A 23,772-nucleotide genomic window follows, 5' to 3' on the forward strand; every position below is an offset into this window, starting at 1 on the left:
GGCGGCACGCATAGCCGTTTGCACTCTCAAAAAGGTAATAATTCTTATTAACAATAAGAAATATCTCTGGAGAGGGTTATGTTTGCTAAATCGCGTCTGGCACTGCTGGTGGGATGGGTTACCGGTAGCGTCGCTTTTCCTTTACTGGCGCAGGATGCCCAAAAAACTGACACCGTGGTGGTGACCTCGCAGATGCAGTCTGCGGCCACCAAGCTTGAAACACCGGATATTGAAACCCCGCAGTCGGTCTCTATCGTCACTCGCGAGCAGTTCGAAGAGCAGGGCGCAACCAGCGTGCGTCAGGCCGTGAGCTACACGCCGGGGGTCTACAGCAACCAGATCGGGGCGTCAAACCGCTTTGACTACATGGTGCTGCGCGGCTTCTCGGACGGCAGCCTGGACAACGTCTACCTCGACGGCCTGAAGATGATGGGCGACACCAACTCCCACAGCTCGCTGGTGGTTGACCCGTGGTTCCTGGACAGTATCGAAGTCGTGCGCGGTCCGGCCTCCGTGCTCTATGGCCGCTCATCGCCGGGCGGGATTGTGGCGCTCACCTCCCGTAAGCCATCGTTCGATCCTGGCGGGGAGATCAAGCTCTTCGCCGGTAACAATAACCAGCGTGGGGCGATGTTCGACGTCACTGGCCCGGTTGATGATAACGACCGCGTGGCGGTGCGCCTCAGCGGGATGACCCGCTATGCCGATTCCCAGTTCGATCCGCTGAAAGAAGAGCGTTACGCCCTGATGCCGAGCCTGACCTGGCGTATCACCGACAACACCCGTCTGGATCTGATGGCCTACCTGCACCGCGATCCGGAAGGCGGCAGCCACTCCGGCCTGCCATATGAGGGCACCGTTGTACCGCACAGCGGTAAGAAAATCTCCAACACCTTCTTCGAGGGCGAGGACGATTACGACAAGTACGATCGTCGGGAAAACATGGTCGGCTATAACATTGAGCACCTGTTTGACAGCGGCTGGTCCGTGCGCCAGAAGCTGCGCTACCTGCACACCAAAGTCGAGCTGAACCAGGTGTATGCCGCAGGCTGGCTGAATGACACCGAGCTGAACCGCGGCTATTCCGGCTCCGACGAGAAGATGAACGCCATCACCCTGGATAACCAGGTCGACGGCAGCTTCGATACCGGGGCGGTAAACCACCGCGTGCTGATCGGCATGGACTACCAGGACCGCACCAACAACGTCACTGGCTACTACGGCGGCTTCCCGCCGATTGACGCTTTCCATCCTGTTTACGGCGCGAAGCCGGACTACATCACCCAGTACAGCAGGGAAAAACACAAGCTGCGCCAGACCGGCTACTACCTACAGGATCAGATGTCCATTGACCGCTGGCGCCTCACGCTGGGCGGGCGTTACGACCAGGTGAGCGTGTCGAACGTCGACAACTTCAACCACACCCGCAGCGATCTGGATAAAAACAACTTCAGCAGCCGCGCGGCGCTTCTGTATCTGTTTGATAACGGCGTTGCGCCGTACGTCAGCTACTCTACCGCCTTTACGCCGACCAGCTTTGCCGACGAGCAGGGCAACATTTTGGATCCGATGAAGGGCAAGCAGTGGGAAGCGGGTGTGAAGTATGAGCCGGAGGGGATGAACAGCCAGTTCAGCGCCTCGGTGTTCCGCATTAACCAGAAGAACATTGCCACTAAAGAGGAGCCGACCGATCCGTACCGTTCCATCGGTGAAATCGAATCCGAAGGCGTTGAACTGGAGGCGATTGGTCAGCTGACCGACAGCCTGCGTATGCAGGCGGCGTACACCTACACGGATATTCGCTACAAGAAGAGCAGCCCGGAAGAGGAGGGCAAGCGCGCCGTTTATGCCCCGCGTAACATGGCCAGCGCCTGGCTGAGTTACGACGTCAAAACCGGCCCTCTGGATGGCCTGACCGTCGGCTCCGGCGTGCGCTATGTCAACGGGATCGCCAGCGATCGCCAGAACACCCATACGCTTCCGTCGTACACGCTGGTGGATATGACCGTGGGGTATGACCTGTCGAAAGTGGGGCTCACGGGCGTGAGCGCGCAGTTGAACGTCAATAACCTGACGGACAGAAGCTACGTCGCGGCGTGTAACTCGCTCTCTTACTGCTACTTCGGTGCAGAACGCAGCATTGTGGGCAGCGTTTCGTGGAAGTTCTGAGTCGTTGACCATTGCCCGGTGGCGGTTTCCACCCTCTCCCTTTGGGAGAGGGTTGGGGTGAGGGCAACAGGCCGCACTACTCCTCCATCGCAATCACAATTGCCTCGCCCATCTTCCTCAGCGCTTCGCGGTTCTTCTCCGTCGGCGGCAACGCCACGTTGATCCGCAGGCAGTTGCGGTACTTCCCGGAGGCAGAAAACAGCGACCCGGCCGCAGCCTGGATCTTCAGACGGCACAGCTGCTTGCTGACGCACACCATATCGACCGTCTCCGGTAGCTCAACCCACAGCAGGAAGCTTCCTTGCGGGCGGGTGACGCATATCTCTGCCGGAAAATACTGCCGCACCCAGCAGGTATAGGTTTCCATATTCTGCTGATAAATCTGACGCATACGGCGCACGTGGCGATGGTAATGGCCGTCGCGAATAAACGCCGCCACCGCCATCTGCGTGCCCGGCACGTTAAACCCGCCCGCGGCGTACTTCATGTGCATCACCCGGTCGTAATAGCGCCCCGGCACAATCCAGCCGACGCGCAGGCCCGGCGCCACGGTTTTGGTAAACGAGCTGCATAAGAGCACGCGGCCATCTATGTCCATAGAATGAATGGTGCGCGGACGCGGGTACTCCGCCGCCAGCTCGCCGTAAATGTCATCCTCAACAATCACGATATCGTGCCGCTGTGCCAGGGCTAAGACCTGCTTCTTGCGAGACTCCGGCATGATAAACCCGAGCGGGTTATTGCAGTTCGGCACCAGGATCACCGCCTTGATCGGCCATTGCTCCAGCGCCAGCTCTAACGCCTCGATGCTGATCCCGGTCTCGGGATCGGTGGGAATTTCAATGGCCTTGATGTCAAAGCCGCGCAGCATCTGCATGGTGCCGTGAAACGATGGTGACTCGACTGCCACGATGTCACCCGGCTTGCACACCGAGAGCAGGGCGATCGACAGCGCGCCGTGGCAGCCGTTGGTGATGACAATCTCGTTTGCCGCCACGGTGGAGCCGCCATCCAGCATCAGACGGGCGATTTGCTCGCGTAGCTCCAGGCGCCCGTCGAGCACGTCATAGCTCAGCATTTCGCCCGGATTATGCTGCGCAATGCGGCTCATCTCACGCCACAGCGGCTTCAGGCTCGGTTGGTTAATGTCCGGTGAGCCGCCGCCAAAGGAGATCATCTCTTTGTCGGCGCGGGCGTCCAGCAGCATCATCACTTCGTCCCACTGGGTGACGTCCACGGGGCGCTGTACCGGGCGCGTCATCGCCGGGACGGGCGGCTGGGCTTTGCGTTTCGAGACAAAATAGCCGGAGCGCGGCTGAGGCGTAATCAGCTGGCGGTTTTCGAGGATCTGGTAGGCCTGCTGTATGGTGCTGATGCTCACGCCGTGCTCCTGGCTCAGCGTGCGTACCGACGGCAGACGTTCACCGCTGCGATACAGCCCTTGTTCGATACGTTCCGCCAGGAGGTTGGCCAGATGTTGATAGCGCGTCATGCTGTATCCTTTTTTTTCACCATACAGAGCATTAAACCAGTACAGATTGATGGGTAAACCACCATGCAGATACCGTTTTAGCGGATCTGTATGGTAAACAAAAGCAGTTTTTGAATCTGTATTGTACTGGTCGTTTTCCATGATGATAACTCCACTGGCACAGCGAGGAGAGCATCATGGAATTCTACGAGAATCGTTCAAAACGTCCGTTTATCGCGTTTGTCTGGATAGCGAAAACGCTGCGTAACTGGTATCGCATCAACCGTACCCGCCGTATTCTGAGCCAGATGAGCGACGAGCAGCTCAAGGACGTCGGGTTATCGCGATATGATGTGTGAGCATAGGGTTGCCCGGTGGCGCTACGCTTACCGGGCCTACAGGAGACCGTAGGCCGGGTAAGGCGCAGCCGCCACCTGGCGGTTTTCAGCTCAACAGCGCAAGCGTCTGCCGTTTCGGCCTTTCCAGCAGCTCAACCGCCTCCTGATATGACCGCACGTTGTTATAGCCCATCACCAGCCCGTAGCGTTTGCCCGACCCGCGATACCACGCCGAAAGCGCATTGACCTGCAATTGCTGTTCCTGCCAGCAGCGGGCGATCTCCCGGTCAGCGCTTCCCTTTGCGAGGAACGCGACAATATGCATTCCACCGTCGTTTTGCTCGGTGAAGAACAGATCACCATAGACCTCACGCAGGGCGGCAATCATCCAGTCGCGGCGGGTTTGATAGAGCGCGCGCATCTTTTTCAGATGACGGAAAAAATGCCCCTCGTTGAGAAAGGCTGTGAGGATCTTTTGCGTCAGCACCGGCTGGCCGCTGGTGAGGATGTCCGCGCTGTCGGTAAACGCGCCGACGGTGCTGGCGGGCATCACCACGTAGCCCATGCGCAGTGAAGGCATGATGGTTTTGCTGAAGGTGCCCATAAAGATCACCCTGTCATGCTGGTCGAGGCTTTTCAACGACGGCAGCACTTTGCGGGTGTAGTGAAATTCGCCGTCATAATCATCTTCGATAATCCACGCCTCGTTTTGTGACGCCCAGTCGAGCAGCTGCTGCTTGCGCGGCAGGGAGAGCGTCACCGCCAGCGGGCTCTGGTGCGACGGGGTAACGATGGCGAAGCGGGCATCGTGGTGATTACGCAGCAGGTAGTCCGTATCCATCCCTGCGCGATCGACCGGCACGGTGTGCAGGCGGGGCACAATGCGCTTGAGCAACTGCTGGCCCATAAAGTAGCCCGGATCCTCAAATACCACCTTATCGCTGCGGCTGGCGAGCGTATCGAGGATCAGGCGCAGGCTGCCGCTGTAGCCGCTGGTGATCAGCACCTGTTCTGCGTTGCAGGACAACCCGCGCGAGATATTGAGATAGCGGGCAATTGCCTCGCGCAGCGGATACCAGCCCAGCACCGGCGGGTTGAGCATTTCATCCTGACGCATGGCGCGCGTCGCCTGGCCTGCCAGCAGCAGCCATTTTTTATAGGGGAAGCTGTCGAGCGCGGGAATGCCGGGGCGCAGAAAACCGGCCCGTTCGCGCTGGCTAATCAACGACGCCGGCAGCGTGCCGGTCGCTTGTTCTGCCGGAGCGTTTTGCGCGGGCAGCAGAAGATCCGGATTCACCCGCGTGCCGCGCGCGCCCTGGCTTACCAGATATCCTTCCCCCGTCAGAATGGCATAGGCTGTTTCAACGGTTTTTCGCGCCACCTTCAGCTCTTCAGCCAGCACGCGGATGGCAGGCACTTTGTCGCCGGGCTTCAGTACGCCGCGCGTGATGTTATCGCGATAGCGGGTATAAATGTCGTGATAGCCCGGCTTCATGTCCTACCTCATTTCATGGTTTTTGTGTCTTTTTACTATGTCATTAACGGCGTAGATTTGCCTTATCGCATGATAAAAACCGCACAAAAAAGAGGAAAGACAATGAGCACCCGCGTAAACCACCACAAAGCCACACCTGCACTCGCCAACGCGCTTTCCGCCCTGAGCATGGAAGTGGCGAAAACCTCCATTGATCCGGCGCTGAAGCACCTGATCGACATTCGCGTCTCGCAGCTGAACGGCTGTACCTTCTGCCTGGATATGCATTCGAAAGAGGCCAAAATTGCCGGCGAGCGCGAGCTGCGCCTGTACCATCTGGCGGCATGGCGGGAGTCGCCGCTGTTCAGCGCCCGCGAGAAAGCCGCGCTGGCCTTCACCGAAGCGCTGACCCAGATTAGCGTTCACGGCGTGAGCGACGCGCTGTACCGCAGCGTGGCGGAGCATTTCTCGGACGTGGAAATTTCAGAGCTGAACTTCGCCATCGTAGCGATCAACGCCTGGAACCGCCTGGGCATTACCTCCCGCATGGAGCCGGGCTCGCTGGATGCGGCATATGGGCTGAACAAGGCTAACCTGGAGTAATCCCGCGCTCGCGGATTATCGCCACCAGCGCCCGTAAGCCTGGCGGGACGTGACGATGGCGAGTGGGGGATTCGGGCGTTTATGGAGCCGAGGTCGATTGTGGGTTAAACCCTGCCCGGTGGCGCTACGCTTACCGGGCCTACAAAACACCGTAGGCCGGATAAGCGCAGCGCCATCCGGCAAACACTTCGCTCCATACCGAAGCATTGTATCTCTTCATTCTGCATTCTCTCCCCAACATCACAACGGAGAGAAAACCATGATCGCAGTCCTTTTCGAAGCCAAAGCCGAACCCGCTTATCAGGCGCGCTATCTGCAACTGGCCGCAGAGCTTAAGCCTTTACTGGCCGACATCGACGGCTTTATTGATATCGAACGGTTCCAGAGCCTGACGACCGACGGCAAAATCCTGTCCCTTTCCTGGTGGCGGGATGAAGAGGCCGTCCGCCGCTGGAAGCAGAATGTCTTCCATCAGGCCGCGCAGGCCGAAGGCCGGGCGTCGATTTTTTCTTTCTACCGTATTCGCGTGGCGCAGCTGATGCGGGAGTACAGCTCCGAAACGGGAGGGCACGCGGATGTATGACGTTCATGTGATTTTCGACAACAGGCCCGGCGAGCTGGGTGAAATTGCGGCGGCGCTGGAACAGGCCATTGCCGCTGTAGCGGCTACAATGGCCGATCCGTCGCGCGTGAAGATGCTCTGTGCTCTGATGGACGGGCGGGCGTGGACGGCTACAGAGCTGAGCGTGGCGGCAGACGTTGCGCCGTCGACCGCCAGTGGGCATCTCGCGCGGCTGGTGGAGGGAAAGTTGATTACCTGCCTGTCTCAGGGGCGGCATCGCTACTATCGCCTGGCGGGACACGACGTGGCGGCGCTTGTCGAGCAGATGATGGGGCTCTCCTGGAGCCGCATCACGCCGCCGGAAACCTCCGCGCCAAAAGCCCTGCGCGAAGCACGAACCTGCTACGACCATCTTGCCGGAACGGTGGCGGTGCATATCTATGAATTCATGCAGGCGGAAGGCTGGCTTGAGGCAGACGGTTCAGCGCTCACGCTACATGGCCGCGAGCAGTTTCTGAAGCTTGGTATTCCGTTAAATCCCAATACCCGTCGCAAGGCGTGCTGCGCCTGCCTGGACTGGAGCGAGCGGCGGTTTCATCTGGGGGGAGAGGCCGGCGCGGCGCTGCTCATCCACATGGAAAGCAAAGGTTGGATCCAGCGGGTGGCGGGGTACAGGGAGGTGGTGGTGACGGCTTCGGGGAAAAGTGCCGTCAGGAAGCATTTTAGCCGCTAAACGCCGTTGCGGGCTGATGCCCTCACCCCGACCCTCTCCCACAGGGAGAGGGAGAACATCGTTTCGCAATTCCTGCGCTTTAACTTCTCGTTTCTTGATACTTACCCTGATAACTATTATCGTAATGGCGTACTACGAGAGGATTCCCCATGAGTGAAGAAGATCTGTTTAGCCGCAGGCCGATGGGCATGCGGATGGCGATGATCGTGCGTCAGTGGCGCGCAGTCATCGACGACGCCATTCTCGACACCGGGTTAACCCAGTCGAGCTGGACGGTGATGATGCAGCTTCATCAACTCGGGGATAACGTCTCGGTCAGCGAGCTGGCGGAAGTGCAGGGGATTGAACTGCCTCCGCTAATGCGTACGCTGACACAGCTGGAAAAGCAGGGCTATCTGCTGCGCACCGTCTCGCCGTATGACAAGCGTATCCGGCTGCTGACGCTGACGCCTGAGGGAAAAGCCATTCTTGAAAGGCTCTCTCAGGTGATTGAGACGTATCAGGCGCGCGTATCGCAAAACATCGCGCCGGAACATCTCGATATTTTCAGCGCCACACTCAATCAAATCGCCTGCAATTTGCGGACAATCCGCGAAGAAGATAATAAGACCGAAAAATAATGACTCCTGAACAAAAGTTTGCCCGCTGGGTAAGGGTGAGTATTGCCTCTTTCCTGCTGATGTTTGTCTACTTTATCGTCGCGGATATCTGGATCCCGCTGACGCCGGACTCCACCGTGATGCGCGTGGTGACCCCGGTGTCTGCACGCGTCTCCGGGTATGTGGCGGCGGTACATGTCCACAACAATAGCCAGGTTAAGAGAGGCGATCTGCTGTTTGAGCTCGACGCCACGCCGTTTCGCAATAAGGTCGAAGCGGCGCAGATTGCGCTGGAACAGGCGCGTCTGTCTAACGATCAGCTGGACGCGCAGATTGCCGCGGCGCAGGCCAGCCTGAAAACCGCGGTGCTGACGGCGCGTAATGACAAAGTGACCTTCGACCGCTACCAGAAACTGAGTACCTTGCAGAACGTGTCGCAGGCGGATCTGGATAAGGTCCGTACCACCTGGCAGAGCAGCGAGCAGTCCGTCAGCTCGATTCAGGCGAATATTCATAACCTGCGCATTCAGCGCGGCGAGCGGGATGAGCACCGCAACGTGACGCTGCAAAAATACCGTAACGCGCTGGATGAAGCGGAGCTGAATCTTGGCTGGACGAAGGTCTACGCCGAGGCGGACGGCACGGTCAGTAACCTGCAATTAAGCCCCGGTTTTTACGCCTCGTCCGGTTCGGCTGCGCTGGCGCTGGTGAACACCCGGATCGATATCGTGGCGGATTTCCGCGAGAAGAGCCTGCGGCATACCCACCAGGGGACCGACGCCGCCGTGGTGTTCGACGCCTTCCCGGGGCAAGTTTTCCGTGCCCACGTCACCAGCAGCGACGCGGGGATCCTCGCCGGACAGGAGGCCGTAAACGGTCAACTTTCTGAACCGGAAACCTCCAACCGCTGGGTGCGTGATGCCCAGCGTATGCGCATTCACGTGGCGCTGGACGAAGCCTTACCGAAGTCGCTGCCGACCGGCGCGCGCGCCACCGTGCAGCTCTACAATAGCGAAGGGCCGTTTGCGCGATTCTTCTCCGGGATGCAAATCCATCTGGTGAGCCTGCTTCACTATGTCTATTAGCACCCTGGCGCGGGTATTTACCCCGCACGGCAACATCGTCTATACGGCAAACGACTTCCGCCAGACCCTGCGTATCGTCTTTGCCGGGATGATTGCGCTCAGTATTTCGAGTTTCTACAACACCAGCTACGGCGTGTTTTTTGTGGTCTATCCGATCATGCTGCTCTCGCTGGTGCCGGTGTTTAACCGCCACGTGGCGAAGCAGTTTATCTTCAGCGCCTCGCTGAACTGCATCGAAATGGTGTTTATCATCGGCTATCTGTCCCAGTGGCCGGTCATTATGACGCTGGTGGTGTTTGCCCTGTACGTGATGCGTTTTCGCTTTATGAGTAAGGGGCCGCTGTTCCTGTTCGGCTCGATGGGCGTGGTTTGCCAGAGCGTGATGCTCAACTTTATGAGCTACCCCACCACCAACTGGCACACGCTTTTATTCTCTAACATCGAAGCGAGCGTGATGGCGGTGTGCCTGAGCGCGTTGATGAACTACCTGCTGCCGGACGTGGAGCCGCGTAAGCCGCCGCCGCTGATCGAGAAAGATGACGCCCGCGTGCGCCACGAGTCTCTGCTCTCGGGCACCGTGGCGACGCTGATTTTCGTGGTGTTCCAGATGAGCGACTTAAGCGATTCGCTTTCGGCGCTGATGGCGGGCATTCTGATCCTGTTCCCGATGCACTATCGCGGCTCGGTTATCAGCTCCATCTGGCGCGTAGTCGGCGTGGTGCTGGGGTGTCTTTATATCCTTGTCGTCCAGCTTATCCTCTACGATCACAGCAGCCATATGCTGCTAATGATGCCGCTGATTGGCCTTGGACTGGCGTTTGGCGCGCGTCTGCACGTAATGGAGAAGGTCGGCGCCGGGGTAGGCTTCGCCAGTATCACCACCATCGGCATTATGTTCGGGCAGAACATGCACCCGGACAGCGACCTGGTGTTCAGCGATCTGTACCGCATCACCTCCGTCACCTTCGCGCTGGTGGTCACGCTGACGATGGTCTTTCTGGTGCACCTGATCCTGAACCGCTTCGAGGCGACGCGCTACGTTATCGCGCCGCCAAAAGCGGATTAATGCCCCAGCACGGCGGGCAGTTGCGAGAGCAGAAACAGGATCAGGCCAATTGTTCCGCCCACCAGGGTACCGTTAACGCGAATGAACTGAAGATCTTTACCGATATTGAGTTCTATCTGGCGTGACATGTCTTTGGCATCCCAGCTTTTCACCGTGTCGCTGATATGGCGCGTCAGGAACGCGGCGAAATCCGGCGCCACGCGGTGCGCGGCCTGCTCCAGATGCTCATTCAGCGACGCCCGCAGGCTGGCGTCGTTGGTCAGCGTTTCGCCAAACCACAGCCCGGCGTTGGCGATACGCTGCTTCACGCGGGAATCATCGCTTTGCATGTCATTTTTCAGCCACTGGCGCAGGTCAGCCCACATTTCCCCCAGATAGCGGTTAAAGGCTTCGTCATTCTTCAGGTAGTGTTTGATATTCTCGGCTTTTGCCGTCATCTCCGGATCGTTTTTCAGATTGTCGATGAACTTGATCGTGGCGCGGTCAAACGCCTGACGGATCTGGTGCGTGCGGTCGTGGCTGATATCGTCCAGCAGCGTGTTCACCGCGTTCGACACCATCTCCGCGCTTTGATCGCCCAGCCACTCGGTGGGCAGCACCATCGCCTTGCGCGGATGCTCGGTCTTAAGCCAGTGGACGATCTGGTCGGCAATAAATTCCCGCGTGCTTTCCCGCTGAATCAGGGTAATCAGGCGGTTGATGATGGCGTCCAGCAGCACCTGGTGACGGTTGTTTTTGGTCATGCTTTCCAGCATGACGGCGCTGGTCTCGGTTAGATCGACCTTGTCGATAGCCTTGTGGACGGCGCGTTTGAGCAGGCGCTGAATGCGTCCATCGTCGGTAAGTTCCAGAAAACCGCTCATCACCTGCACCAGATGCTGCCCCACGCGCCGGGCGTTATCGGGCTGGCTGAACCAGGCCCCAATCATCTGTGCGGGCTCGTAGCGACGGATAAGATCGACAAGGGATTGCGTATCGAGAAACTTTTCCTGCACGAACTGGCCGAGATTGTCGCCGATGCGGTCTTTATTGCGCGGGATAATCGCCGTATGGCGCGAGATAAAGGGAATTGGCACCCGGCGGAACAGCGCGACAACGGCAAACCAGTCCGCCAGCGCGCCGACCATCGCCGCTTCGGCAATGGCCTTTACGCCGCGCACCCAGAAGGTTTGCGGCAGGAACAGAGTGGTGATAAACGCTGCGACGGCAATCAGCAGCAGCGACAGCGCGAGAAGCTTGGCGCGTTTGAGTTCGGTATGTTTTTCCATGGGTTAAGGATAGAGGGATACGGGGGAAAAGTGCAAAGCTGGACGAGGCCAGTCATCTCACTTTCTGGAATGCTCCTTCAGAAATCAAATCAAATCAAAACATTGTCTTTTTCGTTCAAATACTGCTCTGTTTGTATATGCTTTTTTGTATATACAATCAGGGAAGGGTACACTATGCCTATAGAGTATGAATGGGATAGCAATAAGGCGAAAAGCAATCTGCAAAAACACGCCATTCGTTTTGAAGATGCAGTTCTGGTTTTTGACGATCCCTGCCATTTGTCTGTTCAGGATCGTTATGAAAACGGGGAGTTTCGCTGGCAAACCATTGGTCTTGTACAGGGCGTTATTGTCATTCTGGTCGCGCACACGGTACGTTTTGAAAGCGGGGATGAAATCATACGTATCATCAGTGCGCGTAAAGCGGATCGTAAAGAGAGGAGGCGTTATGAGCATCGTTAAACATAAACGCGGTAGTGCACCGGAAGTGAGTGCGCGCCGGGAGGCTGAACTCAAAGCGCTGGCGGATAAACCCGACAGGGAAATTGATTACAGCGATATACCGGCCACGGAGGATGATCGCTGGGCCGGTGCCGTGCGGGGAAAATTCTATCGACCGCTCAAAACTCAGGCATCAGTACGCATTGACGCCGACGTGATGGAGTGGCTTAAACGGCCAGGGAAAGGTTACCAGACGCGGCTTAATGCCATTTTGCGCGAGGCGATGCTGCGCGATCAGAACAAAAAATAACACAGGCAGCGCCAGGCTGCCTTTTCTCTCAGAGGATATTTGCCACTACCCGCCACAGCACCCACCCACCAAACCCCATCAACACCACCCCTGCCGTGCGCTCTATCAGCCAGAGCGAACGGCTGAGCTTTCGCTGAACCGCCGGTAACCCCATCAGCGATATCAGCGCCAGATCCCATACCAGCACCACCATCACCATCCAGACGCCGCAGGTCGCCTGCTGAAGCAGTGTGACGTCCGGCCCGAGTAACGCTGTCATTAGCGCCAGGTAGAACAACGCGTTTTTGGGATTTAACAGCGCCGAACCCAGCCCCAGCAGGATTTGCTTACGCAGAGAAGGGCAGCGCTGGCGGGTTTCTTCCAGCGCCAGCGGCTGCGGGCGGCTGCGCACAAGATGCGAGCCAATCCACAGCAGGTACAGCGCGCCGGACAGTTCGATAAGCGTAAACAGCCACCCAAACTGGCGCAGCGCGCTCCAGCCGATAATCACCAGTAATATATACAACCCGTTACCTGCTGCGATGCCGAGACACAATCCGGCGCTGCCGCGCAGCCGGTAGCGGGCGGCGTAGCCTACCAGCAGGAAGAAATCCGGGCCCGGGCTTAACAGGGCAACAAAATGCGCCAGCGCCAGGGCAAGAAAGGCGGAGGGAAATAACAGTTCCATAGCGACCTCTGTGACAAATCTGAGGTCACATTACGACGTTACGTATCCTGATTATTGTCTGATATTGATCGGCCCGTGGCGTACTGGCGCGGCGTGGCAGCGGTATAATTCACGAAGGTCTTATGAAAATGACTCTGGTCGGCAAACCCGCTCTGGTAGCCCACGTCGGCGATATCATCCCCCGCGCGCAGCCGCGCTTTGGCGTACTCCACGCGCGAAATGTTGAGGAAACTGCCCGGCGTCAGGCCGGTATCCTGCCTGAAAGTGCGGATCAGCGTCTCCTTGCGCAGTGAGAATCGTTGGGCGAGTTCGTCAAGGGAAGGCGGTGCGGCAAGGTCGGAGAGTAACGCCTGCTGAACCTGCTGGCTGGTTGAGCGAGGTGCATTCATCTCACCCGCGCAACGGGGAAGGGCAGAAAGCAGGGTCTCCACGGATGCGGAGGACATCGTCCCGACAACGGCAAGAAAGTGCTTAAAGAGCGTGGGATCGCGAATAACCTGTAGCGCCAGGGGAAGATCGGTGTCGATATAGAGCATATGGTAACTGCGCGGCTTCCCGACAACGGGGTTGCAGCTGTGCGGGGCATAAGCCGGGATCACGATAAGATCACCGGGATCAAGAACGTACGCATTGCCATGACTTACGCAGCAGGTCTGGCCTTCCACAATCGCGCCGATGGAGAGCTGTGGATGGCAATGACGTTTGTATGCCCGGGTGCTTTGCCACGTACTGCGCAGCTCAAGGCCTGCTGCGCGGTTAAAGGTCTGGCGGATGTGGCGGGTATCGGTCATAGGAACTCCATTGATGAGCATTTTTTATACCATGTCTGCGCATCGCCTGGCAGCGTCTTGTTAAGAACCTTCCGTATATACCCAACTTTACCTTCAAAGCCAGTCAGATTGACTACCCTTAATACCCTAAGCGGTAAAACAAGGAGATTCGATATGGCTTACCAGACAGTAAATCCTGCCACGAACCAGCTCATCAAAGAATATCCCTCTCACACTGACGCAGACGTTGAAGCGGCGCTGAAGGCAGCCGATGCGCTCTATCACTCCGACTGGGCGAAAGGCGACATAAGCCAGCGCCTGCCGGTGCTGCATAAGCTGGCGGACCTGATCGACGAACGCGTGGAGGATCTGGCGAAAATCGCCAGTCAGGAGATGGGTAAGCTCATCGAACAAAGCCGTGGCGAAGTGAAGCTGTGCGCGCAAATCGCCCGCTACTATGCGGACAACGCGAAGCAGTTCCTGGCCCCGGTGAAGTATGACTCTGAACTCGGGGAAGCATGGGTTGAACATCACCCCATCGGCGTGCTGATGGCCGTCGAGCCATGGAACTTCCCGTACTATCAGCTGATGCGCGTTCTGGCGCCAAACCTGGCAGCGGGCAACCCGGTGATCGCCAAGCACGCCAGCATCGTGCCGCACTGTGCAGAGACCTTTGCACAACTGGTACGTGAAGCGGGCGCGCCGGAAGGGGCGTGGACCAACCTGTTTATCTCGTCCGAACAGGTGGCGAACATCATCGCCGACGATCGCGTACAGGGGGCGGCGCTGACCGGTTCAGAAAAAGCGGGTAGCGTGGTTGCGGCACAGGCTGCGAAGCACCTCAAAAAATCGACCCTGGAACTGGGCGGGAACGATGTCTTCGTGGTGCTGGACGATGCGGATCTGGATAAAGCCGTGAAGATCGGCGTTAACGCGCGGCTGAACAATGCCGGGCAGGTCTGTACCGCGGCGAAGCGCTTTATCCTGCATGAAAAGATTGCAGACGCCTTCCTGAGCAAATTCACCGAGGCGTTTAAGCAGGTGAAAATTGGCGATCCGCTGGACGAAAGCACCACGCTGGGGCCTTTGTCATCCAAAGACGCGCTGGAGACGCTAACTAAACAGGTTAACGAGGCGGTGAAAAATGGCGCGAAGCTGCACCATGGCGGCAAGCCGGTTCAGCGTGACGGAAGCTTCTTTGAGCCGACCATCCTGACGCATATCTCGCGTGATAACCCGGCGTACTTCGAGGAGTTCTTCGGTCCGGTAGCGCAGGTTTACGTGGTGAAAAGCGACGACGAAGCGGTCGCACTGGCTAACGATTCCCACTACGGTCTGGGCGGCGCGGTGTTCAGCCAGAACATCGAGCGCGCGAAGAAAATGGCGTCGCGCATTGAGACCGGGATGGTATACATCAACTGGCTCACCGACACTGCGGCAGAGCTGCCGTTCGGCGGCGTAAAACGTTCGGGTTACGGACGCGAGCTGTCGGACCTGGGGATCAAAGAGTTTGTGAACCAGAAGCTGGTGGTCGTTCGCAAGTAATGCGGTAATAAAAAAAACCTGCCATCCGGCAGGTTTTTTATTAACGGTCGCATCGCCTTTCTTGCCGGGTGGCGCTGCGCTTACCCGGCCTACAATCAATGTGCAATAATTTTAATACATTGCACCCTTCATTGTAGGCCCGTGCAAGCGTAGCGCCGCCGGGCGAAACGCGCAAACAGGCTTAGAAGGACACTCCACCGCCTACATATGCACCGTCGATCAGCGTGTGGTTTGGACGACCGTCTTTACCGTCTACGCTCACGTGGCGATAACCCACTTTCAGCGTGACAGGTTTGACTGGCGTCCAGCTTACGCCGCCGTTAGCTTCAACATAGTTCTTCACGCTGTTGTTCAGGCCGTCTGGCGCCACATAACCTTCACCAAACACGTGAATGCTGTCCGTAAGCGCAACGTTAACGCCGCCGCCAATCGGGAATGCCACGCCGTTATCGCCTTTTTTCGGGCCGATGTAGATGGCTTTCGCGCCAGCATTCAGCATCACCGGACCCACTTCCAGGTTGTAGCCTGCCCCAACGCCGCCGGTCTGGGTGCCGTCATCGGTGTTTTTCAGCCAGTTGCTCTCCGCATACAGGCCGGATGAGGATTTCCCCATTTCCAGATTGAGGTTAGTAAAGTTTTTACCCTGCTCAATGCTGCCACCCATGGCCAGTGCGGAGCCCGATACGGCGGTCAGAGCAGAAAGGATCAGGATGTTAAGTTTTTTCATGAGTGTTTCCTCGTCATTAAATTAATCTGAGGGCACCTTAACAAGCGATGTTTATGACTGCAAATGTGATATGTCTCGCATTTATATGCTGTTTATGTTGGGTTTTTGAATGGTAAATGTTGATTAATTGTTTATATGGCAAATCGTCAATGTCCAATACATTCGCGTTTAGGGACAGTTTACATTCCTGGCTAAACGTAAAATGAACGAGGCGCAAATAGTCCTTCGCCATGAATTAATTGGGTTTCTAATAATTTCCAAAAGTATTTCAGCTGACACAGATAAAGACAGAGGTTTACATTTCTGGTGATTGATATACGTCCGTACGCGCCGCTTCGTTGCCATTACATGTCATTTTTCTGACACGTTTCTTCATTACGTTGTTGGCTTCACTTACTGGATGCTAACAATATGAAAAGAAAAATTATTCCTGTGCTAGTCGGTTGTGCGCTCTCTTTCTCTGGCCTGGCGGCACAGCCAACCGCGGAGCGCTACGTCGTCAGCTTTCCCGAAGGCGCGCATGTCAAATACAGCGGTGCGTTTGCCAGCGCATTCCCGAACGGGCTCCCGGTGGGGATTGGTTCGGGTTTGTTATTCACGGGCAAGCAGGGCGATGCGCTGACGTTTGCGACCGTGACCGATCGCGGTCCTAACGCGGATTCGCCAAAAATGGGGAAAAACGATGCCAAAATCTTTGTTACCCCGGATTTCGCCCCGCTGCTGATGACGATCCGTGTGCTAAACGGCAAAGCGGAAGCCGTGGACGCGCGACCGCTGCATGACGATAAAGGCGAGATCAACGGCCTGCCGCTGCAAAGCGGCGTGATTGGATCTACCAATGAAGTCGCGCTAAGCGACACCTTAAAAGTGCTGAAAGGCGATAACCGCGGGCTGGATACGGAAGGCATCACGCCGGACGGGAAGGGCGGCTACTGGCTGTGCGATGAGTATGGCCCGTTCCTGATTAACGTCGACAGTAAAGGGAAAATCCTCGCGATCCACGGTCCGCAGGCGACGGAAGGGGAGAAATCCATCGCGGGCGGTCTGCCAAACGTTATCAAATGGCGTCAGGCAAACCGGGGCTTTGAAGGGCTGACCCGCATGCCGGACGGACGCATTATCGCCGCCGTGCAAAGCACGCTGGATATCGACGGGAAGAGCAAAAAACAGGCGCTGTTTACGCGTCTGGTGAGCTTCGATCCGGCGACCGGGAAAACCGCGATGTACGGCTACCCTGTCGACAGCGCGGCCTACAGCAAAAACAGCGACGCTAAAATCGGCGACATAGTGGCGCTGGATAACCACACCATCCTGCTGATTGAACAGGGCGAGGATAAAAATGACGCAATGCGTAACCTCATCTACAGGGTTGATCTGAGCAAGGCGAGCGATCTGGCGGCCTTCGACAAGCCGGGCGAATACCCGGAGTTTGATGATGAGAAAACGCTGGCGCAGCGCGGCATCACGCTTGCGGAAAAAACGCAGGTGGTCGACCTGCGTGCGCTGGGCTGGCAGCAGGAAAAGGCCGAAGGGCTGGCGCTGATTGACAGCAAAACGCTGGCAGTGGCGAACGATAATGACTTTGGCGTGAAGGTGGCGATGCAGAAGCCAGTCGAAGGCAAGAAGCTCAAGGATTATCGGGTGAACGCGCAGGGGGCGCTGACGCTGGATGACAAACCGGTTGAAACCACCCTCAGCGTGAAGCCGCTGAAGAAACCGGAGTCCGACAGCGAACTGTGGATTGTGACGCTGCCGGAGGCGTTGAAATAAGTTTCCCCCTCACCCTAACCCTCTCCCCGCGGGGGAGAGGGGATAATCGGTGCGGTTATTTCTTCAGCCCCGCAAACGCTGCCCGAATTTCCTCTTCCGGCAGCTGTATTCCAATAAACACCATCACGCTGTGCGGCACTTCATCGTCCCACGGGCGATCCCAGTCGGCGCTGTACAGGCGCTGCACGCCCTGGAACAGCAGGCGGTTCGGCTCGCCGTCGATCCACAGCATCCCTTTATAGCGCAGCAGCTTGTCGGCAAATGACAGTAGCAGGTTCTCCATCACGCGGGAGACCTCGCTGATGTCAACCGGGTAGTCCAGCTCAACCACAATCGACGTCACGTCGTTTTGCTTGTCGGACATAAAGTGGAAGCGCGGTTTCGCGGTGACGTTCTCTTCCAGCATAAAGCCGTTGGTGTTGAACAGCTGGGCGAGATCGATATCGCCGTGCGTCACCGTGTAAACTGGCGCACGCGAGTTGATGCGCGTCAGGCGCTCGCGCAGTTTTTCGCTTTCACCCGCCACGTCGGTTTTGGTCAGCAGGATGCGGTCGGCGTAGCCAACCTGGGACTGGGCGATGGTGAACTGGTTCATCTGCTCGTCGGCATGGACCGCATCCACCAGAGCGATGACGCCGTCCAGCAGGTAGCGCTGGCAGATGATCTCATGAGAGAAAAAAGTCTGAATAATCGGGCCGGGGTCGGCCATGCCGGTGCACTCGATCACCAGACGGTCGAAGTCGATGTCACCGCGATCGCGGCTGTCGAGCAGGTCCAGCAGGGCGTCTTCTAATTCGTTAGAGCGGGTGCAGCAGATGCAGCCGTTGGTCAGGGTTTTGATCTGGGTGGCGCGGTCGCCAATCAGCTGATCGTCAACGGAGACTTCGCCAAATTCGTTTTCGATGACGGCGATTTTGAAGCCGTGCTGCTCGTTCAGAATGTGGCGCAGCAGGGTGGTTTTACCGGCGCCGAGGAAACCGGTCAGCAGGGTAACGGCAATCGGGGTCATGGTTTCTCCTTTAGCAGCAGCTGATGCCGCCTTCTCCACTTCCGCCGTAGCGCGCTTCCTGACGCTCGCGGAAGAATTCAGTGTAGGTCATGTACGGCTTATCCGGATGGTTGGTCTTCATATGCTCAACGTAGTTGTCATAATCCGGAATGCCAATCAGCATTTTCGCCGCCTGACCGAGGTATTTTTTTGCTTCGCCTAAGTTACCAAACATTGAGGGTTCCAGATAGAAGAAGCCCGGTGGCGCTACGCTTACCGGGCCTACAGTAACATGCTTAATTAATGGTGTGAGGAGGTCTTCACGCCGCCTTCCGGCACCGGTACGTACGGGGTCTCTTTGTCCGTACGGCCCTCAACGTTACGCACTTTCATCCAGGTTTTGATGCCGTAGAAGATAATGCTGTACACCACCACCAGGAACAGAATGCTCAGACCCGCGTTGGTGTAGTTGTTCACCACGATATGGTTCATGTTGGCAATCTGCTGCGCGGTCAGATCCGCGCCGCCTGCGGCAATCTTCTCTTTGTACTGGTTAGCCATGAAGAAGAAGCCTTCCAGCTGCGGGTTGGTGCTGAACAGTTTCAGACCCAGCGCCCAGGTAGTGCAGAGCAGCAGCCACAGCGCAGGCACCACGGTGACCCAGATGTATTTGGTGCGTTTCATCTTCACGAGGACAACGGTACCCAGCACCAGGGCCACAGCCGCCAGCATCTGGTTAGAGATGCCGAACAGCGGCCACAGGCTCTTCACGCCGCCCAGCGGGTCAACAACGCCCTGATACAGCAGATAACCCCACATGCCTACGCAGCCCGCAGTGCCCAGAACGCCGGCCACCAGAGAGTCGGTTTTCTTCAGGAATGGCACGAAGTTACCCAGCAGATCCTGCAACATGAAGCGGCCTGCACGCGTACCGGCATCCAGCGCGGTGAGGATGAACAGCGCTTCAAACAGAATACCGAAGTGGTACCAGAAGCCCATGTCCGCCCACGGCAGCACTTTGTGGAACACGTGTGCGATACCCACCGCCAGCGTTGGCGCGCCACCTGCGCGGTTCAGCACGGACGGTTCGCCGATGTCTTTCGCGGTCTGCATGATCTGCTCAGGCGAAATCACGAAGCCCCAGGAGCTGACGGTCGCCGCCGCGTGTGCGCTGGCGTCTTTCAGCTGTGCCAGGATCAGCGCGGTATTTTCGCCGCCCATCTCATGCAGGTTTGGCATGGTAATGCCGAGACCCGCCGGCGGGGTGTTCATCGCAAAGTACAGGCCAGGCTCGATAATCGACGCCGCAACCAGCGCCATGATCGCCACGAAGGATTCCATCAGCATCGCGCCGTAACCGATGAAGCGCGCGTCGGTTTCGTTGGCCATCAGCTTCGGCGTGGTGCCGGAGGCGATCAGCGCGTGGAAGCCAGACACGGCACCGCAGGCAATGGTGATAAACAGGAACGGGAACAGGGCGCCTTTCCACAGCGGACCGGTACCGTCAATGTACTGCGTCACCGCCGGCATTTTCAGCTCCGGGTTGATGATCACAATACCAATGGCCAGCCCGACGATAACGCCGATTTTCAGGAAGGTTGCCAGGTAGTCACGCGGAGCCAGAATCAGCCACACCGGCAGCAGCGCTGAGATGAATGCGTAGCCGATCAGCGCGAAGGTGATGGTGGTGTCTTTAAAGGTCAGCGCCGGACCCCAGTACGGGTCGTGCGCAATCACGCCGCCGAAGTAGATGGAGGCGACCAGCAGCACGATACCGATGACCGACACCTCGCCAACGCGGCCAGGGCGCAGGAAGCGCATGTAGATGCCCATGAACAGCGCAATCGGTACGGTAGAGCAGACGGTGAAGACGCCCCACGGACTTTCGGCCAGCGCTTTCACCACGATCAGGGCCAGCACCGCCAGGATGATGATCATGATCAGGAAGCAGCCGAACAGAGCGATCGTGCCTGGCACGCGGCCCATCTCCTCTTTGATCATCTCGCCCAGCGACGAACCGTTACGGCGCGAGGAGATAAACAGCACCATAAAGTCCTGCACCGCTCCCGCCAGCACCACGCCCGCCAGCAGCCAGAGCGTACCCGGCAGGTAGCCCATCTGCGCAGCCAGCACCGGACCGACCAGCGGACCCGCGCCTGCAATGGCGGCGAAGTGGTGACCAAACAGCACGTAACGGTTGGTTGGCACGTAGTTCAGGCCGTCGTTGTTAATAACCGCCGGGGTGGCGCGCGTCGGGTCGAGCTTCATAACCTTCTGCGCGATGTACAAGCTGTAGTAGCGATAAGCCACAAGGTAGACGGAAACCGACGCGACCACGATCCACAGGGCGCTGACGTGCTCGCCCCGGCGTAATGCGACAACCGCCAGACAGAAAGCACCGATGATCCCGAGGATGGCCCAGGGCACGTGCTTAAGTAGTTTTTTAGTATCCATAATAAGACCTGGTTTTTTATGTAAAGAAAAAAGGGTCAGGGTTCGTTGTGAGGAGGTATTGATTAATGCTGGAGCGATCGTGCCAGATCCTCGCGCGTGTAAAGCACGGTAAATGGGTGAGTGGTTGAAAGCGATGCGTGAGCGGTCAAAAGCGAGGGTGAGTGGTTAAGGCTCACCCCCGGCGGGAGAAAATATGTGATTGAGATCACTGATAATAATCTAGCCCTGTGGGCTTTTGTCGTTCGCTTCAGGGCAGTGCACGCAGCGGCAGGGCTGATACGCGGGCAGCAGCTGATAGCGCCCTTTGCCGTCGTGTTCAATAATCGGGGAAAGCGCCTGTAAATCGCGGTACACCGTGCGTTCGGTAATGCCAAATTTTTGCATCAGATCGCGGCGATTAACGCTTCCGTTGCGGTGCAGGGCAATAATGATTTCAACCAGACGTTCAGCCGAGCGGCTTCGGGGTGAAGGGGCCATAAGACTTTCCAGCGTTAAGGGGGCGGCTGACGACGTCGCCAGCCGCCCCGGAAAATTTATCTTATGGATAGTTAACGGCGCACCTTTGCGGAAACCTTAGCGTTTTTTTGTGCAACGGGATCAAATCGCGGCTTCCATCTCCATCATCACCGGGTGGAAACGGCGTTTGAAGTAGATCAGGCCGTGCCCCTCGCTGCTGAGGATGATGTTCTTAATCTCCACAAGGTAGACCAGATGGGTGCCGATGGTTTGCACCTGGGTTATCTCACCTTCCAGGCTTGCCAGGGCGCCTTTCAGCACCGGCTGCGCCAGCGGTCCTTTCTGCCAGCAGGAGAGAGCAAAGCGTTCCTCCATTGCCATGCCGGTCATCCCGGCAAAGTGGCGGGCCATGATCTCCTGCTCGTGGTTCAGCACGTTGACGCACAGTTTGCCGTTGCCCTGGAAGACCGGGTTCATGGCGCTGTTGGCGTTGATGCAGACCATGACCGAGGGCGGGGTGTCCGTGACCGAACAGACGGCGGTGGCGGTAATGCCGCAGCGACCCGCATCGCCCTCGGTGGTGACCACATTCACCGCCGCCGACAGGCTGGCCATCGCGTCGCGAAAACGCAGGCGTTCTTCAGATTGCATTGAAACCTCCCGCTGCGTTATTTCAGCAGCTTATCCAGCATGTTGATATCAGTGTTGTTGTGCAGGTGCGGTACGGTCCAGCCGTGCTGGTCGTACTCGGACATGCAGCGGTCAACCATCGCCATCATCTTGTCCATGTTGCCGGAGCTTTGCGCCTGACGCAGGCATTGCAGGCGGATCTCATCCTGGCTACCGGAGTAGTTGATTTCGTACAGCTCGTGACGTCCGCCAAACTCGCTGCCGATGGCATCCCACATCAGTTTCAGAATCTTGATGCGTTCGACATGATCCATCCCGTTGGAGCCGCGCACGTACTTCGCCAGGTACTGGTCGATCTGCGGGTTGTTCAGGTCCCGCGCGCTGGACGGCAGGTATATCAGCCCGGAGGTCACGTTACGTTCGATGATGTTCTTGATCTTCGCATAGGCCATTGGCGCCATCACGCGGTAGGTCTGTAACGCCGCGTGGTCAGGCAGATACGCGCCGTTTACCCACGGAGTGGCTTCGGAGCACATGGAGTCGCTCAGCGCCCAGAACATGTTGCGCCACGCCACCACTTCGCCGAGATCCGCCTGCACGCCGCGGAACTCGAGGGTGCCGGTACACTCCAGCGACTTCTTCAGCAGAGCGGTGATGAAGTCGAGCTTCACTGCCAGACGCACGCAGGCCTGAAGCGGGTACATGCGGGCGAAGCCACCTTCCATCGTCCAGCGACGGCAGCGGTCGAAATCACGGTAGATCAGCACGTTTTCCCACGGGATCAGCACATGATCCATTACCAGAATGGCGTCGTTCTCGTCAAAGCGGCTGGAGAGCGGGTAGTCGTACGGAGAGCCTGTCGCCCCTGCCACCATCTCGTAAGAGGCGCGGGAGATCAGCTTCACCCCTTCGGCATCCATCGGCGCGACGAACATCAGCGCGAAGTCCGGGTTTTCGCCCATCACCTGCGCAGAACCAAAACCGATCATGTTGTAGTGGGTCAATGCCGAGTTGGTGGCCACCACTTTCGCGCCGCTGACGATGATCCCGGCGTCGGTCTCTTTCTCCAGCTTGATGTAAACGTCTTTCACCTCGTCCGCCGGTTTATGGCGATCGATCGGCGGGTTGACGATGGCGTGGTTAAAGTACAGGCCGGTTTCCTGAATACGGGTGTACCAGTTGCGGGCGTTCTGCTCGAACTGACCGTAGAAGGCAGGGTTAGCGCCGAGCGCGCAGCCGAACGCGGCTTTGTAGTCCGGCGTACGCCCCATCCAGCCATAGCTCAGGCGCGACCACTCGGCGATGGCGTCACGCTGCTGGCGCAGATCGTCGGCACTTTTCGCCACGCGGAAGAATTTATGGGTGTAGCCGCCGCTGCCGGTGTCGGTACCCCAGCAGAGGGTATCCTGCATGTCTGGCTTGTGCAGGGCATCGTACATCTGGGCGATGGACGCCGCCGCATTGCGAAATGCCGGGTGGGTAGTGACGTCCTTAACGCGCTCGCCGTAGATATAAATCTCACGGCCATCTTGCAGGCTTTTTAAATACTCTTCACCGGTTAACGGACGTTTGGCATCAGCGCGGAAATCTTCAGGCTTCATAGGGACCTCGTATCGGAAGATGGTTGTTAAATTTATGTTTTGTTT

Annotated in this window: 24 protein-coding genes; 12 read left to right on the forward strand and 12 right to left on the reverse strand. The window is 57.6% G+C overall.

Translation table 11 applies throughout. The features are described 5' to 3' along the window. Positions 1–60: 60 nt before the first annotated feature. A complete protein-coding gene (gene foxA / locus SK50_RS05300) occupies positions 61–2,169 on the forward strand; it encodes a ferrioxamine B receptor FoxA (protein ID WP_103270103.1) in 2,109 nt (702 codons plus the stop codon). Positions 2,170–2,245: 76 nt separating this feature from the next. Here the strand turns inward: foxA and SK50_RS05305 are convergent, their stop codons facing one another. Continuing rightward, positions 2,246–3,661, reverse strand: a complete 1,416-nt coding sequence (locus tag SK50_RS05305) for an aminotransferase-like domain-containing protein (protein WP_026080655.1) — start codon at positions 3,659–3,661, stop codon at positions 2,246–2,248. Positions 3,662–3,837: 176 nt separating this feature from the next. Between SK50_RS05305 and SK50_RS05310 the strand changes: the two genes are divergently transcribed. Continuing rightward, positions 3,838–3,999, forward strand: a complete 162-nt coding sequence (locus SK50_RS05310) for a DUF1127 domain-containing protein (RefSeq protein WP_015572572.1) — start codon at positions 3,838–3,840, stop codon at positions 3,997–3,999. Positions 4,000–4,084: 85 nt separating this feature from the next. Here the strand turns inward: SK50_RS05310 and SK50_RS05315 are convergent, their stop codons facing one another. Continuing rightward, positions 4,085–5,473: a MocR-like pyridoxine biosynthesis transcription factor PdxR gene (locus tag SK50_RS05315; protein WP_045344427.1), complete on the reverse strand. Its 1,389-nt coding sequence runs from the start codon at positions 5,471–5,473 to the stop codon at positions 4,085–4,087. A 102-nt stretch (positions 5,474–5,575) separates the two neighbouring features. Here SK50_RS05315 and SK50_RS05320 point away from each other — a divergent pair, with 102 nt between their 5' ends. From SK50_RS05320 to SK50_RS05345, 6 genes are all read left to right on the forward strand, one after another. After that, the gene (locus SK50_RS05320) at positions 5,576–6,055 is read left to right on the forward strand and encodes a carboxymuconolactone decarboxylase family protein (protein WP_045344429.1); all 480 of its coding nucleotides are present in this window, start codon (positions 5,576–5,578) and stop codon (positions 6,053–6,055) included. A 259-nt stretch (positions 6,056–6,314) separates the two neighbouring features. Further along, positions 6,315–6,638 carry an antibiotic biosynthesis monooxygenase family protein gene (locus SK50_RS05325; protein ID WP_017694574.1) on the forward strand — a complete coding sequence of 108 codons (324 nt, stop codon included), beginning with the start codon at positions 6,315–6,317 and terminating at the stop codon, positions 6,636–6,638. After that, positions 6,631–7,350: an ArsR/SmtB family transcription factor gene (locus SK50_RS05330; RefSeq protein ID WP_017694573.1), complete on the forward strand. Its 720-nt coding sequence runs from the start codon at positions 6,631–6,633 to the stop codon at positions 7,348–7,350. The genes SK50_RS05325 and SK50_RS05330 overlap by 8 nt, the downstream gene beginning before the upstream one ends. 149 nt (positions 7,351–7,499) lie before the next feature. After that, entirely contained in the window at positions 7,500–7,970 is a 471-nt protein-coding gene (locus tag SK50_RS05335; protein WP_015572576.1) for a MarR family winged helix-turn-helix transcriptional regulator, read from the forward strand. Further along, positions 7,967–9,034, forward strand: a complete 1,068-nt coding sequence (locus SK50_RS05340; RefSeq protein WP_026094404.1) for an HlyD family secretion protein — start codon at positions 7,967–7,969, stop codon at positions 9,032–9,034. Before SK50_RS05335 ends, SK50_RS05340 begins: the two co-directional genes overlap by 4 nt. After that, positions 9,024–10,100, forward strand: coding sequence for a DUF2955 domain-containing protein (locus tag SK50_RS05345; RefSeq protein WP_015572578.1), 1,077 nt, complete (start codon positions 9,024–9,026; stop codon positions 10,098–10,100). The genes SK50_RS05340 and SK50_RS05345 overlap by 11 nt, the downstream gene beginning before the upstream one ends. Here the strand turns inward: SK50_RS05345 and SK50_RS05350 are convergent. Further along, entirely contained in the window at positions 10,097–11,368 is a 1,272-nt protein-coding gene (locus tag SK50_RS05350; RefSeq protein ID WP_017694571.1) for a DUF445 domain-containing protein, read from the reverse strand. The two genes, SK50_RS05345 and SK50_RS05350, sit on opposite strands and share 4 nt — an antisense overlap. A gap of 174 nt (positions 11,369–11,542) precedes the next feature. Between SK50_RS05350 and SK50_RS05355 the strand changes: the two genes are divergently transcribed. Next, positions 11,543–11,830 carry a BrnT family toxin gene (locus SK50_RS05355; protein ID WP_015572580.1) on the forward strand — a complete coding sequence of 96 codons (288 nt, stop codon included), beginning with the start codon at positions 11,543–11,545 and terminating at the stop codon, positions 11,828–11,830. Beyond that, a complete protein-coding gene (locus tag SK50_RS05360; RefSeq protein WP_017694570.1) occupies positions 11,817–12,119 on the forward strand; it encodes a BrnA antitoxin family protein in 303 nt (100 codons plus the stop codon). Before SK50_RS05355 ends, SK50_RS05360 begins: the two co-directional genes overlap by 14 nt. Positions 12,120–12,147: 28 nt before the next feature. On the opposite strand, the gene SK50_RS05365 is transcribed toward SK50_RS05360, so the two are convergent. Then, on the reverse strand, positions 12,148–12,786 hold the full coding sequence (locus tag SK50_RS05365) for a LysE family translocator (RefSeq protein WP_017694569.1): 639 nt from the start codon (positions 12,784–12,786) through the stop codon (positions 12,148–12,150). A gap of 38 nt (positions 12,787–12,824) precedes the next feature. Further along, positions 12,825–13,577 (reverse strand): AraC family transcriptional regulator, encoded by a 753-nt coding sequence (locus SK50_RS05370; protein WP_015572582.1) that lies wholly within the window; start codon positions 13,575–13,577, stop codon positions 12,825–12,827. A 153-nt stretch (positions 13,578–13,730) separates the two neighbouring features. Between SK50_RS05370 and SK50_RS05375 the strand changes: the two genes are divergently transcribed. Next, positions 13,731–15,101, forward strand: a complete 1,371-nt coding sequence (locus SK50_RS05375) for an NAD-dependent succinate-semialdehyde dehydrogenase (protein ID WP_017694568.1) — start codon at positions 13,731–13,733, stop codon at positions 15,099–15,101. 181 nt (positions 15,102–15,282) lie between these two features. On the opposite strand, the gene SK50_RS05380 is transcribed toward SK50_RS05375, so the two are convergent. After that, positions 15,283–15,828 (reverse strand): YfaZ family outer membrane protein, encoded by a 546-nt coding sequence (locus SK50_RS05380; protein WP_006810254.1) that lies wholly within the window; start codon positions 15,826–15,828, stop codon positions 15,283–15,285. A gap of 411 nt (positions 15,829–16,239) precedes the next feature. On the opposite strand from SK50_RS05380, the gene SK50_RS05385 reads away from it, so the two are divergent. Further along, positions 16,240–17,598 (forward strand): esterase-like activity of phytase family protein, encoded by a 1,359-nt coding sequence (locus tag SK50_RS05385; RefSeq protein ID WP_040117188.1) that lies wholly within the window; start codon positions 16,240–16,242, stop codon positions 17,596–17,598. 55 nt (positions 17,599–17,653) lie between these two features. Here the strand turns inward: SK50_RS05385 and yjiA are convergent, their stop codons facing one another. From yjiA to hpaB, 6 genes are all read right to left on the reverse strand, one after another. Next, positions 17,654–18,607 (reverse strand): GTPase, encoded by a 954-nt coding sequence (yjiA, locus tag SK50_RS05390; RefSeq protein ID WP_045344433.1) that lies wholly within the window; start codon positions 18,605–18,607, stop codon positions 17,654–17,656. 10 nt (positions 18,608–18,617) lie between these two features. After that, positions 18,618–18,821 (reverse strand): YbdD/YjiX family protein, encoded by a 204-nt coding sequence (locus tag SK50_RS05395; protein ID WP_048229160.1) that lies wholly within the window; start codon positions 18,819–18,821, stop codon positions 18,618–18,620. Between the two features lie 65 nt (positions 18,822–18,886). After that, positions 18,887–21,040 (reverse strand): carbon starvation CstA family protein, encoded by a 2,154-nt coding sequence (locus tag SK50_RS05400; protein ID WP_045344435.1) that lies wholly within the window; start codon positions 21,038–21,040, stop codon positions 18,887–18,889. A gap of 219 nt (positions 21,041–21,259) precedes the next feature. Then, positions 21,260–21,517 carry an HTH domain-containing protein gene (locus SK50_RS05405; protein ID WP_017383855.1) on the reverse strand — a complete coding sequence of 86 codons (258 nt, stop codon included), beginning with the start codon at positions 21,515–21,517 and terminating at the stop codon, positions 21,260–21,262. A gap of 120 nt (positions 21,518–21,637) precedes the next feature. Continuing rightward, a complete protein-coding gene (locus SK50_RS05410; protein ID WP_017383854.1) occupies positions 21,638–22,147 on the reverse strand; it encodes a 4-hydroxyphenylacetate 3-monooxygenase reductase subunit in 510 nt (169 codons plus the stop codon). A gap of 17 nt (positions 22,148–22,164) precedes the next feature. Beyond that, positions 22,165–23,727 (reverse strand): 4-hydroxyphenylacetate 3-monooxygenase, oxygenase component, encoded by a 1,563-nt coding sequence (gene hpaB, locus SK50_RS05415; RefSeq protein WP_010427196.1) that lies wholly within the window; start codon positions 23,725–23,727, stop codon positions 22,165–22,167. Between the last annotated feature and the right edge of the window lie 45 nt (positions 23,728–23,772).

Origin of the sequence: Enterobacter sp. BWH64 (assembly GCF_001037645.1) — a bacterium.
Classification (GTDB): domain Bacteria; phylum Pseudomonadota; class Gammaproteobacteria; order Enterobacterales; family Enterobacteriaceae; genus Enterobacter; species Enterobacter hormaechei_C.

Bases quoted from the DNA above. Each gene is read 5' to 3' on its own strand.
- SK50_RS05305 (WP_026080655.1), bottom strand. From the start codon at position 3,661: ATGACGCGCTATCAACATCTGGCCAACCTCCTGGCGGAACGTATCGAA.
- SK50_RS05310 (WP_015572572.1), top strand. From the start codon at position 3,838: ATGGAATTCTACGAGAATCGTTCAAAACGTCCGTTTATCGCGTTTGTC.
- SK50_RS05315 (WP_045344427.1), bottom strand. From the start codon at position 5,473: ATGAAGCCGGGCTATCACGACATTTATACCCGCTATCGCGATAACATC.
- SK50_RS05320 (WP_045344429.1), top strand. From the start codon at position 5,576: ATGAGCACCCGCGTAAACCACCACAAAGCCACACCTGCACTCGCCAAC.
- SK50_RS05325 (WP_017694574.1), top strand. From the start codon at position 6,315: ATGATCGCAGTCCTTTTCGAAGCCAAAGCCGAACCCGCTTATCAGGCG.
- SK50_RS05330 (WP_017694573.1), top strand. From the start codon at position 6,631: ATGTATGACGTTCATGTGATTTTCGACAACAGGCCCGGCGAGCTGGGT.
- SK50_RS05335 (WP_015572576.1), top strand. From the start codon at position 7,500: ATGAGTGAAGAAGATCTGTTTAGCCGCAGGCCGATGGGCATGCGGATG.
- SK50_RS05345 (WP_015572578.1), top strand. From the start codon at position 9,024: ATGTCTATTAGCACCCTGGCGCGGGTATTTACCCCGCACGGCAACATC.
- SK50_RS05350 (WP_017694571.1), bottom strand. From the start codon at position 11,368: ATGGAAAAACATACCGAACTCAAACGCGCCAAGCTTCTCGCGCTGTCG.
- SK50_RS05355 (WP_015572580.1), top strand. From the start codon at position 11,543: ATGCCTATAGAGTATGAATGGGATAGCAATAAGGCGAAAAGCAATCTG.
- SK50_RS05360 (WP_017694570.1), top strand. From the start codon at position 11,817: ATGAGCATCGTTAAACATAAACGCGGTAGTGCACCGGAAGTGAGTGCG.
- SK50_RS05365 (WP_017694569.1), bottom strand. From the start codon at position 12,786: ATGGAACTGTTATTTCCCTCCGCCTTTCTTGCCCTGGCGCTGGCGCAT.
- SK50_RS05370 (WP_015572582.1), bottom strand. From the start codon at position 13,577: ATGACCGATACCCGCCACATCCGCCAGACCTTTAACCGCGCAGCAGGC.
- SK50_RS05375 (WP_017694568.1), top strand. From the start codon at position 13,731: ATGGCTTACCAGACAGTAAATCCTGCCACGAACCAGCTCATCAAAGAA.
- SK50_RS05380 (WP_006810254.1), bottom strand. From the start codon at position 15,828: ATGAAAAAACTTAACATCCTGATCCTTTCTGCTCTGACCGCCGTATCG.
- SK50_RS05385 (WP_040117188.1), top strand. From the start codon at position 16,240: ATGAAAAGAAAAATTATTCCTGTGCTAGTCGGTTGTGCGCTCTCTTTC.
- yjiA (WP_045344433.1), bottom strand. From the start codon at position 18,607: ATGACCCCGATTGCCGTTACCCTGCTGACCGGTTTCCTCGGCGCCGGT.
- SK50_RS05395 (WP_048229160.1), bottom strand. From the start codon at position 18,821: ATGTTTGGTAACTTAGGCGAAGCAAAAAAATACCTCGGTCAGGCGGCG.
- SK50_RS05400 (WP_045344435.1), bottom strand. From the start codon at position 21,040: ATGGATACTAAAAAACTACTTAAGCACGTGCCCTGGGCCATCCTCGGG.
- SK50_RS05405 (WP_017383855.1), bottom strand. From the start codon at position 21,517: ATGGCCCCTTCACCCCGAAGCCGCTCGGCTGAACGTCTGGTTGAAATC.
- SK50_RS05410 (WP_017383854.1), bottom strand. From the start codon at position 22,147: ATGCAATCTGAAGAACGCCTGCGTTTTCGCGACGCGATGGCCAGCCTG.
- hpaB (WP_010427196.1), bottom strand. From the start codon at position 23,727: ATGAAGCCTGAAGATTTCCGCGCTGATGCCAAACGTCCGTTAACCGGT.